Origin of the sequence: Sporosarcina koreensis, from assembly GCF_042655825.1 — a bacterium.
Taxonomy (GTDB): Bacteria; Bacillota; Bacilli; order Bacillales_A; family Planococcaceae; genus Sporosarcina; species Sporosarcina koreensis.
The window spans coordinates 295,643-307,326 of sequence record NZ_JBHSNP010000028.1 but is presented as its reverse complement, the minus strand read 5'-3'; the positions used below and the strand labels follow the sequence as shown (position 1 = coordinate 307,326).

Below are 11,684 nucleotides of genomic sequence, written 5' to 3'. Positions count from 1 at the left end.
GTTGGCTCGTGGCAACTCGAGCCCATCCATAAAAAGGAGATATGCAATCAATGGCAATTAATAATCCATATGCAACGTATCAGAATAACTCTGTGAACACATCGACGCCTGGTGAATTGACGCTCATGCTGTATAACGGCTGCTTGAAATTCATTCAACAGGCGAAGAAGGCATTGGAGCAAGGCAATATCGAGGAGAAGAATACGGCGACGCAAAAAGCGCAGGCGATCGTTTCCGAACTCATGGTGACGTTGGACATGTCCGTCCCGGTTTCCGAAAACATGATGGTGCTTTATGATTTCGTCAACAACCGCCTCATTGAAGGAAACATTAAAAATGACCTTGCGCTCTACGACGAAGCCGCAGGAATCATTACGGAGTTTCGCGATACGTGGAAGCAAGTGATCCAGATCAATCGCACGAAGCAGTACGCGAACACGGACGAAATATGATACGGCCTGCGATGATCCGGTGGCAGGAAACGGCACAGCAGCTCCTGTCCGCGACAAGCCGTACCGAGGAAGAGCATCGGGATGCCGCCATCGATGAAATCAACGGGCTGCTCGATGAACGGGACGCCTTGCAGACGGAAATCGTCGCTCCTTTTACATCTGAAGAAGAGGAGCTGGGCAAGGAGCTCGTCACCCTCGAAAAACAAGTTGCTGCGGCGCTTGCCGCCTACATGAAATTGATTCGTTCCGATATCACCGCTGCCCAGTCCAAGAAAGAACATGTCAAAAGCTATGTCAATCCTTATGGCAAAGTAGCGCGGGACGGGACGTTCTACGATACAAAGCAATAAATGACCAATCAGGAAGACCTGGTTGGTTTTTTACCGATTATTATGAATGACTAATCATTCATGTTTTCGCACTATTTGAATTGCATTTGGAGGTTTTTTGATGAATATTGATCAGTTGATGAAACAGGATTGGCTTCAAAAGAACCGGATTATGATGATTGGATTTGGAATTGCGGGTGGTCTTGGGTTGGTGGCGCAACTCATTCAGCAATCGCCGCTTGCCATCATTCTTTCGGTCGCAGTTCCTTTCACGATAGCGATTCTCTTTTATTTTTCAAGCTTGAAATGGGAACGACTTTCCACCTTCGTACCCTATCTATTCCTCCTGGCAAATTTCTCAATAGCGCTCGGTGTCATTTATTTCTCAGAAGCGAATTTAGGATCAATCGGAATCATTCTGCTCATATTAGCTCTGTCTTCGATCCATGGCAAAATGCCGATCATGGGATTTGGATTAGTACTAGGCTTCACTGCACTCGTATTGAATAATATTAATTTCGTTGAACCTGAGCTTGTGATCGGAAGCGGAACAAATCTGCTATTGTTACTCTTCCTCGCTGGCATTGTTCTGTTCTTAGTTGTCCGGCAGAATGGCAAAGTGTTTTTGAAAGTTGAAGAGTTGATGGCATTGACGGAAGCGAAAGTCCGCGAAGAAGAGCGATTGAAAAATAATATGGAGCAAGCAGTCGGAACGATTACGGATTATCTTGCCCAGCTTCGTAACAGTTCAGAAACATCATCTTCATCCCAGCGTGAAATGCTTGCGGCTATCAATGAAGTGAGTGCCGGCAGTCAGCATCAGGCGGATCACATTTCGGACATCGCCGACGAGGCGGAACGGACGAATGATGTGGTCGGCAGCATATCAAGCGGTTTTCAAAGCATCGTCAGCCAGTCGGAAGATGCAGGTGGACAAGCGGAAAAAGGTGCTGCAAACATGTCCGACTTGAAAAAGAATATGGATTTGTTTTCGGATTCTTTCAAAGAACTGAATGAAACCTTCCGGGCATTGACGGCAAAGATAACGGAGACGAATGAATTTGCGACTTCCATTCAAGCAATTACGGACCAGACGAATTTATTGGCGTTGAATGCATCGATCGAGGCAGCCCGTGCAGGTGAATTCGGGAAAGGATTTGCGGTTGTCGCAGAGGAGATCCGGAAGCTTGCGGGCATGACGGACCAAACACTTCATAAGATTAATCAGAACTTGAGTGATGTGAATGAATACAACGAATTGGCCGTCACGAAAATGGAAGAGGGTCTTGAACAGTTAAGTATTCAGTCGACAGTCGCAGAAGAATCGGTGCAATCCTTCAATTCCCTTTACAAGGCAATGGATAAGTTGAAAGTGAATCTGACGGCATTCAACGATGAATTCCAGACAATATCACAAAATAGCGAAAGGATCCAGCAACGGACGATGGATTTCGCAGCGATTGTGCAGCAAAGCACTGCTGCAATCGAAGAGTTGAATGCGACATTGACCGATTCGGTCGATGAGCAGCAAAGAGTGGCTTCCTATATTCAGAAGACGCATGAAGAAGCGATCCGTTTAACAGAATAAAGAATGGTGCCCCGGAGTCTTCGGGGCTATTTTTTTAGATGGAACTAATTTACTATTCATGATACATTGAAAATAGAGACAAGCGGTTAACAAAACAGGCAAGGGGGAAAGTGGAATGAGAGCAGAAAATGTTGATAAATTAATGCAGGAGCAATTTGCGAAGAAGAATTTCATATTATTCATTACACTCGGTGCTTCAGCCTTAATCGGTGTGATCTATTATTTTTTGACCGGGCAGGATGCGTTGAAAACGATCAGCATGACGATACCGTTGACAACATCCATCGTCCTGTATCTTTTATCACGGAAATCCACGTTTTTTGAAAAGCTGTTTCCTTGGGTCATCATCGGAATTACGGCGGCTGCCACCATCTTTAATGGAATTGTCGGAGATCCATCCATCACGACAGCAGGCATTGCGTTTTTCATTGCAGGTATTGCAAGCGTCCACGTTTCGACGCGGATCATGTCATATGGCTTTGTTTTGTCCATTGTAGTCATGTTTGTGTTCTTGACGAAATATCCTTACCAGGAGCAGATTGCGTCAAGCAAAGGCAGTATGGTCCTGCCGCTCATCCTCATGGCTGTCGGGCTGCTGATCCAAATCAGGCAGACGAAGAAACTTGAGGTGCGTGTGAATCAATTCACGGCGGAGCAGGCGGAACGGGCAATGGAAGAGGAACGAAAGCACCGCAGCTTGAATGAAAATGTCGAGCAAGTGGCGGACGATCTCATGTCGATCGGCACGACCGCTGAGCAGCATCTCGCTTCCCAACAGGAATTGCTTGGCATCATGAATACCCTTGCGGCGAGTGTAGAGCAGGAAGCCGAGCAGATTGGCAGGATTGCGCAAAATGCCGAACGGACACAGACCGATGTGCTGAATATGCAGAACGAGACCCGATCGATGGTTGAGGAAGCCTCGGAATTGCGCAGGGAGTCGGATGAAGTTGTTGGCGTGATGCGCAATGTTCGGACCGGCATGGAAGAGGTCGAGCAGCTGTTGAATGAACTGAATGGTTCATTTGGCGCACTCACGCAAAATATCGAACGGACAAATGCGCTCGCAAAATCGATCGCGACGATCACAGAGCAGACAAATCTATTGGCATTGAATGCGTCGATTGAAGCGGCCCGCGCTGGCGATCACGGAAAAGGGTTCGCAGTCGTGGCGGAGGAGATCCGGAAGCTTGCCAATATGACAGCCGAAACGTTGACAGAAATCAACGGCAACCTGAATGACGTCAATACAATGAATGGCCGGTCACAGGAAAATTTGGCGGCAAGCACCGGTAAATTGAAATCGCAAGGCGCGATGACCGTTCAAGCGGAAAAGAAAATTGAACAGATGCATCAAACCTTGGACGGGCTGCATCATAAGTTCGAACTGTTTGATTCCAAAATGAAAGTCATTGCGGAAGAGACGTCCGAAATCGGTGAAATGACGGGCACATTCGCAGATTTGCTGGCGCAATCAAGTGCATCCCTGGAAGAAGTGAATGCGACCGTCCACTCGACTGTATCTGACAACGAACAGATCGTCAGGACGTTGGACGGAACGATGAGAAGGACGAAGGAATTGGCTGAAGTTCGATAATTGTTCCCAGATTTGCTATACTGAATATAGGGAATAGATAAGGAACGGGGTGGTGAAATGCTGTATAAGCGTCATGAATATTTCAGGCATTCATTCGGAACTCCGCTGGATGCGACATTTCGGATCGTCGTCGGGGAAGGCGCAACGGAATCCAATCCGGGAGATTGTTTTCTGCTGGATATCAGTCCGGGCGGCACGAAAATCATAACGGATTTCGATTTACCTTCAGAACAAGGGCCGGTTTCCTTGCGGCTCAACTTCACCCTTTTTGAAACGCCGATCGAAATCGAAGGGAAGATTGCATGGAAAAAGCAATCCATCGACGGTTTCCAGTACGGCATTGATTTTGTTGAAGATCCTTCCATCGAGAAGTTGATCGTCGATGAACTGAAGCTGCGCAGGCGGACGGAAGTCGGATCAGCCGACGGGAAGAAAAGCTGAAAAACTCCAAACGTGATGATTCCGTCACAAATCGACAAGATTTTAATTTTCCTTCGAATTAAAAGAAGGAGATTAAAATATAGATGTAGAAGTATACATTAACGGTTAATTAAAGGAGGAGTTCATATGCTAGACTTTAACATCCGAGGGGAAAACCTTGAGGTAACTCCGGCAATTCGTGAGTACGTCGAGAAAAAAGTATTGAAACTCGAAAGGTACTTCACAGAGGGCGCGAATGCAACAGCCCACGTAAACCTGAAAGTGTATAACGACAAACAGACTAAAGTGGAAATTACAATTCCGATGAAGAATTTGACTCTTCGGGCGGAAGAGCGGCACGACGATATGTACGCAGCAATCGACTTGATCGTCGACAAGCTTGAACGTCAAATCCGGAAATATAAAACAAGAGTGAACCGCAAGTTCCGTGAACGCGAAGGCGTTGCAGCCTTCTTGCAATCCGTGGAGAGAGAAAAGAGCAACAATGAAGAGCAAGCAAGCGACGAAGCTGAGTTCCAAGTCGTCCGCACGAAGCAATTCGATTTGAAGCCGATGGATCAGGAAGAAGCCATCCTTCAAATGAACATGCTCGGCCACAGCTTCTTCATCTTCACAGATGCAGAATCCGACGGCACTCACATCGTCTACAAACGTAAAGACGGAAAATACGGCTTGATTGAAACTAATTAAAATGAATAGGCAATGCCCCCGGAGAAATCCGGGGGTTTTTTATGAATAGGAAATATACGTCGTGCAACTTTTATGGCGCTTATGCGTCTTTATAACGATTTATGAGTGGTTAATTGATTTAAAACGATTTTTCGAAAAATCCCTTCAAAATGGCCCGGACTATTTGCACGGTGCTTTTCAGAGTGTTAAAATGAAGGGTGAACTTAATGAGGATGTGACGTATATGCTTGGCGTATTGAATAAATTGTTTGATCCGAATAATAGAGATTTGAAACGTCTAGAAAAGATTGCAGATAGAGTCGAAGAGCATGCGGCCGAAATGGAGCGTCTCTCCGATGAACAACTGAAAGCGAAAACCGCGGAATTCCAGGAGCGGGTCGCAAACGGCGAGTCACTTGAAGACATCCAGCCGGAAGCATTCGCGGTCGTCCGCGAAGCTTCGCGCCGTGTTCTTGGCATGTATCCGTTCCGTGTGCAGATCATTGGTGCGGCTGCCTTGAATGAAGGGAATATCGCAGAGATGAAGACGGGTGAAGGGAAGACGTTGACGTCGACGCTTTCGGTTTATTTGAATGCGCTTGATGGCAAAGGCGTCCATGTCGTGACGGTGAACGAATACCTTGCGAGCCGTGATGCGAATGAGATGGGCGAGCTATTCGAATTCCTCGGAATGACGGTCGGCTTGAACTTGAACAGCCTGTCAAAAGAGGAAAAGCGTGAAGCTTATGCTGCTGACATCACGTATACGACGAATAACGAGCTCGGGTTCGACTACTTGCGTGACAATATGGTTTTGTACGACGAGCATAAAGTGCAGCGGCCGCTCCATTATGCGGTCATTGACGAAGTCGACTCCATTTTGATCGATGAGGCGCGTACGCCGTTGATCATTTCCGGACAAGCGGCGAAGTCTGCTGAGCTATACCGTTTGGCAAACCGTTTCGTGACGACGTTGAAAAAGGAAGAGGATTATTCCTATGACGAGTCGACGAAAGGTGTCGTATTGACGGAAACGGGTATCGAAAAGGCGGAGAAAGCTTTCGGCATCGAGAACTTGTTCGACTTGAAGCACGTCACGTTGAACCATGCGATCAACCAATCGTTAAAGGCGCATGCAAGTATGCATATTGATGTCGATTACGTCGTCCAGGAGGGCGAAGTGGTCATCGTCGATTCATTCACAGGCCGTCTCATGAAAGGCCGCCGTTACAGCGATGGCTTGCATCAGGCGATCGAGGCGAAGGAAGGCTTGGAAGTCCAAAATGAAACGATGACGCTTGCGACGATTACGTTCCAGAACTTCTTCCGTATGTATGACAAGCTGTCAGGAATGACAGGTACCGCGAAAACGGAAGAGGAAGAATTCCGTAATATCTATAATATGAATGTCATCGCCATCCCGACGAACCGGCCGATTGCACGGGACGACCGTCCGGATCTGATTTACGCGTCGATGGATGGAAAATATAAAGCGGTTGCCGAGGATATCAGGGAACGCCATAAGAAAGGGCAGCCAGTGCTAGTCGGAACGGTGGCGATCGAAACGTCTGAAATCATCTCGAATTACTTGAAGAAATACGGCATTCCGCATAATGTGTTGAATGCGAAAAACCATGGCCGTGAAGCGGAAATCATTTTGGAAGCGGGGCAAAAAGGCGCTGTGACGATCGCGACGAACATGGCGGGCCGTGGTACGGACATCAAGCTAGGTGAAGGCGTCCAGGACCTTGGCGGACTAGCGGTCATCGGTACGGAGCGACATGAATCACGTCGTATCGACAACCAGCTTCGCGGACGTTCAGGCCGTCAAGGGGATCCAGGTGTGACGCAGTTCTACCTCTCCCTTGAGGATGAATTGATGCGCCGTTTTGGTTCGGAGCAAATGAAAGGCATGATGACGAAGCTCGGCATGGACGATACGACGCCTATCCAATCGAAGATGGTGTCGCGTTCGGTCGAATCTGCTCAGAAACGTGTCGAGGGGAATAACTTCGATTCCCGGAAACGTTTGCTGCAATATGACGATGTACTCCGCCAACAGCGTGAGATCATCTATAAGGAACGTAATGAAGTGCTTGCGTCCGACAATATCCGCGACGTTCTCGAAAACATGCTGACGAACGTCATCGAGCGTGTCGTTGCGATGCATGCGCCGGAAGATAAAGATTCGGAATGGAAATTGAAAGCACTTGAAGACTTCCTTGGAGCGAACCTTCTGCCGGAAGGCCGGTTGACGGTTGCCGACATGGAAGGGAAATCCGAAGATGAATTGAAATCTATGATTCACGATGCGGTCATTGAACGATATAATGAGAAGGAAGCCGAGATGTCCGACGACCGGATGCGCGAATTTGAAAAGGTCGTCCTTCTGCGGGCGATCGATTCGAAATGGACCGACCATATCGACGCGATGGACCAATTGCGTCACGGTATCCATTTACGTGCCTATGGCCAGACGGATCCGCTCCGTGAGTATCAAGCGGAAGGCTTTGCCATGTTCGAGGAAATGGTGACGGCAATCGAAAACGATGCCGCGAAATATGTCATGAAGGCCGAAATCCGCAACAACCTCGAGCGTGAGGAAGTGGCGAAAGGCCAGGCCGTAAACCCCAAAGAGGACGGCGAGAAAGTGACGAAGAAACCGGTGCGCCGTTCGGTCAACATCGGCCGTAACGATCCGTGCCCTTGCGGAAGCGGCAAGAAATACAAAAACTGCCACGGCAAATAATTGTTGTCCGGCACAAAATGCAACAACCTGACTTCCCATCAGTAAGCGTGGGTTTCCGCGTTTGCTGATGGAAGTTTCATTTTATTTTCAGGAGGAACAACTATGATGGAATTATCCGATGTGCGGAACGAGCTAGACAAAACAGCTAAGAAATTAGCGGACTTCAGGGGGTCTCTTTGACTTAGAAAACAAAGAGGCACGGATGCAGGAACTTGACGAAGTGATGCTGGAGCCAGGCTTCTGGGATAACCAGGACAGCGCTCAAAAAGTCATTTCAGAATCGAATGCATTGAAGGCGACAGTCGGTTCATTCCATGAATTGAACGACACGCAGGAAAACTTGGAAATGACGCTTGAACTGCTTCGTGAAGAGGCAGATGAAGAGCTTCAGGAAGAACTCGTAGCCGAGCTGAAAGACTTCAAGAAAAAGATGGAAGACTTCGACTTGCAAATGCTTTTGAGTGACGAGTTCGACAGCAGCAATGCCGTGCTTGAAATCCATTCGGGCGCAGGCGGAACGGAGTCGCAGGACTGGGCTTCCATGCTGCTCCGCATGTATCAACGTTGGGCGGAAGATCAAGGCTATAAAGTAGAGACGCTTGACTATCAAGCCGGTGATGAAGCAGGCGTGAAATCCGTGACACTTTCCATCAAAGGCCATAATGCATACGGCTATTTGAAAGCAGAAAAAGGCGTTCACCGTCTCGTCCGCATTTCGCCGTTCGATTCATCCGGCCGTCGCCACACATCATTCTCTTCAGTTGAAGTGATGCCGGAGTTTGACGGCGACATCGATATCGAAATCCGGACGGAAGACTTGAAGATTGATACGTACCGTTCAAGCGGTGCGGGCGGTCAGCACGTCAACACGACGGATTCCGCAGTACGGATCACGCATATTCCGACTGGCGCAATCGTGACGTGTCAAACGGAACGTTCACAGATCAAAAACCGTGAACGTGCGATGAACCTCTTGAAAGCGAAGCTCTACCAACTGAAGGTGGAAGAGGAAGAAGCGCGTTTAGCTGAAATCCGGGGCGAGCAGAAAGAGATCGGTTGGGGAAGCCAGATCCGCTCCTACGTGTTCCATCCATATTCCATGGTGAAGGATCACCGTACGAACGAAGAAACTGGAAATGTCGGCGCCGTCATGGACGGAGAAATCGACATGTTCATCAACGCATATCTGCGTTCGAAAATCTCATAATGAAACTTGAAAAAGCGCACTTCGGTGCGCTTTTTTTTGTTGAGTTTCTCGATATCGATCATTTCCTGACAGTTATCGGTCAAGTTCACAAGTTTATCGGTCAATTGCGCCGACTTATCGTTCATTTCTCAACAGTTATCGGTCATTTTCACAAAGTTATCGTCATTTCGGGACTAATGAACCACCAAAGCACACGCCAAAATTCCACCGAAAAAGGTTTGAAATTCCGAATTACGTCAATAGTAAAAGGTAAAGGCAAATCGGATGAATACACTAAGTGAAAAACTTTCCAATTTGTCATGAATTTGATAAAAATGGAGGCCAACGCTAACGGTGTACAATCCCGATCCTTTGGTATACTAAGGAATGTAGAATAATTTTTTGACAGGAGGAAACAACATGAAGAACAAGCTAGTAGCAATCATGTTTGGCGCGGCGCTTGTACTTGGTGCATGCGGCGGCGGGAACAAAAACAATGCTGGTGAAGGAACTACAGCTGGCGTTGACGCGGACAAAGTTTTCCAAGCCAACTGTGCAACTTGTCATGGCGGCAATCTTGAAGGACGTGGAACTGCTCCGGCATTGGCGAACATCGGATCCCAGCTTTCCGAAAGTGAAATTCATGATATTATCGAAAACGGAAAGGACGGCATGCCAGGCGGTTTGATTAAAGGTGAAGAATTGGACGCTGTTGCAAAATGGCTTGCTGAAAAGAAATAAGAATAACGAAAAACGCAATTGGTCATAAACGGCCCATTGCGTTTTTTATGTTGATTAAAAAAGTGGAAAATCATTCCCAAACTATTGCAAGGGTATTACATAGGGCAAGCGTTCCAAGCTTGAAATAAATGCTTTAAATCAAATAAACTATGAAAAAAACCATAGCGAAAAAGGGAAGCTGGCGCACATCATGTCGATTCAACGCACTCAGTCAAAAGAACTGGTGAATTGTGTCGGGACAAATGAAACATATCTGTAATACTTAGCAAGCCTATACATGTTATAATAAATTTGTCGGCGAAAAATGTGGAAGACAATACGATTCAGGTGGTTTTTACATGATTGTGATGAAAGATGTTTATAAGAAATACCCGAACGGGGTCGTTGCTGCGAATGGCATCAACGTCGAAATTGGTCGAGGCGAGTTCGTTTATGTCGTTGGACCGAGCGGGGCGGGGAAATCGACGTTCATTAAAATGATGTATCGCGAGGAATCCCCGACAAAAGGCGAGATAATTATTAACGGAATAAATCTTGCAACATTAAGAAATAAGAGAGTCCCTTATTTGAGAAGGCAGATCGGCGTCGTTTTCCAAGACTTCAAACTGCTTCCTAAATTGAATGTTTACGAGAATGTTGCATTCGCGCTTGAAGTGATCGAGGAAACACCGAAACAGATCCGCAAAAAAGTGAATGATGTTTTGGCACTGGTCGGATTGACGCAAAAGGCGAGAATGTTCCCGAACGAACTATCGGGCGGCGAACAGCAACGGGTTTCCATTGCCCGCTCAATTGTCAATGTCCCCGAGGTCGTCATTGCGGATGAGCCGACGGGGAACTTAGATCCAGATACATCTTGGGAGATCATGAAGATTTTTGAACAGATAAATGCGCGGGGCACGACAATTGTCATGGCCACGCATAATAAAGAAATTGTAAATACAATCAGACATCGGGTCATCGTCGTCGATGGCGGGATGATCACGAGGGATGAATACGAAGGGGTATACGATTATGAAAGCTAGGACGATGGGGCGACATCTCAGAGAAAGCCTAAAAAGCCTCGGCCGGAACAGCTGGATGACGTTCGCCTCTGTCAGTGCGGTTACTGTCACACTTCTGCTCGTCGGGGTGTTCATCGTCATCATGATGAACTTGAACCAATTAGCGGATAATCTGGAGAATGATGTTGAAATCAAAGTCATCACAGAACCGGCGGCAGATGCCGATGCTGTGAAAACGTTGGAACAGCAAGTCCGGAAAACGCCGGGTGTAAGCGAAGTCGTCCATGCGACAAAGGACGAAGAGCTGGAAAAGATGATCAGCTCCTTCGGAGATGAATTGAACCTTTACAAACAGAGCAACCCGTTAGGGGACGCGCTCTATGTGAAAGCGACGGATCCCCATAAGACCGCGGAAGTTGCCCGGAAGATTGACACATACGACAACACATATCAAGTCGTCTATGGTGAAGGAAAGATCGAGAAATTGTTCAATGTGCTTAACATGAGCAGAAACATTGGAATGGTGCTTATCCTTGCCCTACTATTCACTGCAATGTTCCTAATTTCGAATACGATCCGTCTCACAATTGTTGCGAGAGGACGAGAAATTGAGATTATGAAACTAGTAGGTGCAACGAATAGCTTCGTACGGATTCCGTTCGTACTGGAAGGCGTCTGGCTCGGAGTTCTCGGATCGATCATTCCGATGGTCATCATTTCCGTTTCATATTATGAGCTTTATTCACAATGGCAGCCAAGGTTACAGAACGAGTTATTCCAATTATTGAATGCAACGCCTTTCATTATCCAAGTGAACGCCCTTCTTCTATTCATGGGCGTGTTTATCGGCGTATGGGGCAGTTTCATGTCTGTCCGCAAATTTCTTAGAGTCTGACAGGCTGTCACGAAATACGGGGAACGCTGTAGT

12 protein-coding genes are annotated in these 11,684 nt (G+C 47.2%); all 12 read left to right on the top strand.

Going from position 1 to position 11,684, the window contains the following annotated elements; genetic code table 11:
- Positions 1-50: 50 nt before the first annotated feature.
- The 12 genes from fliS (at position 51) to ftsX (ending at position 11,651) form a co-directional block, all read left to right on the top strand.
- The gene (gene fliS / locus ACFPTP_RS15660; protein ID WP_381446674.1) at positions 51-452 is read left to right on the top strand and encodes a flagellar export chaperone FliS; all 402 of its coding nucleotides are present in this window, start codon (positions 51-53) and stop codon (positions 450-452) included.
- 11 nt (positions 453-463) lie between these two features.
- The gene (fliT, locus tag ACFPTP_RS15655) at positions 464-802 is read left to right on the top strand and encodes a flagellar protein FliT (RefSeq protein ID WP_381446672.1); all 339 of its coding nucleotides are present in this window, start codon (positions 464-466) and stop codon (positions 800-802) included.
- A 100-nt stretch (positions 803-902) separates the two neighbouring features.
- A complete protein-coding gene (locus ACFPTP_RS15650; RefSeq protein ID WP_381446670.1) occupies positions 903-2,369 on the top strand; it encodes a methyl-accepting chemotaxis protein in 1,467 nt (488 codons plus the stop codon).
- A 115-nt stretch (positions 2,370-2,484) separates the two neighbouring features.
- On the top strand, positions 2,485-3,966 hold the full coding sequence (locus ACFPTP_RS15645) for a methyl-accepting chemotaxis protein (protein ID WP_381446668.1): 1,482 nt from the start codon (positions 2,485-2,487) through the stop codon (positions 3,964-3,966).
- A 57-nt stretch (positions 3,967-4,023) separates the two neighbouring features.
- A complete protein-coding gene (locus tag ACFPTP_RS15640; RefSeq protein WP_381446666.1) occupies positions 4,024-4,407 on the top strand; it encodes a PilZ domain-containing protein in 384 nt (127 codons plus the stop codon).
- Positions 4,408-4,533: 126 nt separating this feature from the next.
- Positions 4,534-5,097, top strand: a complete 564-nt coding sequence (hpf, locus tag ACFPTP_RS15635; protein ID WP_381446664.1) for a ribosome hibernation-promoting factor, HPF/YfiA family — start codon at positions 4,534-4,536, stop codon at positions 5,095-5,097.
- Positions 5,098-5,320: 223 nt separating this feature from the next.
- Positions 5,321-7,825 (top strand): preprotein translocase subunit SecA, encoded by a 2,505-nt coding sequence (secA, locus tag ACFPTP_RS15630; protein ID WP_381446830.1) that lies wholly within the window; start codon positions 5,321-5,323, stop codon positions 7,823-7,825.
- A gap of 105 nt (positions 7,826-7,930) precedes the next feature.
- Positions 7,931-9,032 (top strand): peptide chain release factor 2 gene (prfB, locus tag ACFPTP_RS15625; RefSeq protein WP_381446827.1). Its coding sequence is split into 2 segments (ribosomal slippage): positions 7,931-8,002 and positions 8,004-9,032, totalling 1,101 coding nucleotides; the frame shifts between segments, so codons are not numbered across the junction.
- Complete coding sequence (locus ACFPTP_RS15620) at positions 9,032-9,313, top strand: hypothetical protein (RefSeq protein WP_381446662.1); 282 nt, start codon at positions 9,032-9,034, stop codon at positions 9,311-9,313. The genes prfB and ACFPTP_RS15620 overlap by 1 nt, the downstream gene beginning before the upstream one ends.
- 118 nt (positions 9,314-9,431) lie before the next feature.
- Complete coding sequence (gene cccB, locus ACFPTP_RS15615) at positions 9,432-9,752, top strand: cytochrome c551 (protein ID WP_381446660.1); 321 nt, start codon at positions 9,432-9,434, stop codon at positions 9,750-9,752.
- 338 nt (positions 9,753-10,090) lie between these two features.
- Positions 10,091-10,777 carry a cell division ATP-binding protein FtsE gene (ftsE, locus tag ACFPTP_RS15610; protein WP_381446658.1) on the top strand — a complete coding sequence of 229 codons (687 nt, stop codon included), beginning with the start codon at positions 10,091-10,093 and terminating at the stop codon, positions 10,775-10,777.
- Positions 10,767-11,651 carry a permease-like cell division protein FtsX gene (ftsX, locus tag ACFPTP_RS15605; RefSeq protein ID WP_381446655.1) on the top strand — a complete coding sequence of 295 codons (885 nt, stop codon included), beginning with the start codon at positions 10,767-10,769 and terminating at the stop codon, positions 11,649-11,651. Before ftsE ends, ftsX begins: the two co-directional genes overlap by 11 nt.
- Positions 11,652-11,684 lie beyond the last annotated feature (33 nt).

Excerpts from the sequence above, each read along its gene's own strand:
- fliS (WP_381446674.1), top strand. The coding sequence starts at position 51 with ATGGCAATTAATAATCCATATGCAACGTATCAGAATAACTCTGTGAAC.
- fliT (WP_381446672.1), top strand. The coding sequence starts at position 464 with ATGATCCGGTGGCAGGAAACGGCACAGCAGCTCCTGTCCGCGACAAGC.
- ACFPTP_RS15650 (WP_381446670.1), top strand. The coding sequence starts at position 903 with ATGAATATTGATCAGTTGATGAAACAGGATTGGCTTCAAAAGAACCGG.
- ACFPTP_RS15645 (WP_381446668.1), top strand. The coding sequence starts at position 2,485 with ATGAGAGCAGAAAATGTTGATAAATTAATGCAGGAGCAATTTGCGAAG.
- ACFPTP_RS15640 (WP_381446666.1), top strand. The coding sequence starts at position 4,024 with ATGCTGTATAAGCGTCATGAATATTTCAGGCATTCATTCGGAACTCCG.
- hpf (WP_381446664.1), top strand. The coding sequence starts at position 4,534 with ATGCTAGACTTTAACATCCGAGGGGAAAACCTTGAGGTAACTCCGGCA.
- secA (WP_381446830.1), top strand. The coding sequence starts at position 5,321 with ATGCTTGGCGTATTGAATAAATTGTTTGATCCGAATAATAGAGATTTG.
- ACFPTP_RS15620 (WP_381446662.1), top strand. The coding sequence starts at position 9,032 with ATGAAACTTGAAAAAGCGCACTTCGGTGCGCTTTTTTTTGTTGAGTTT.
- cccB (WP_381446660.1), top strand. The coding sequence starts at position 9,432 with ATGAAGAACAAGCTAGTAGCAATCATGTTTGGCGCGGCGCTTGTACTT.
- ftsE (WP_381446658.1), top strand. The coding sequence starts at position 10,091 with ATGATTGTGATGAAAGATGTTTATAAGAAATACCCGAACGGGGTCGTT.
- ftsX (WP_381446655.1), top strand. The coding sequence starts at position 10,767 with ATGAAAGCTAGGACGATGGGGCGACATCTCAGAGAAAGCCTAAAAAGC.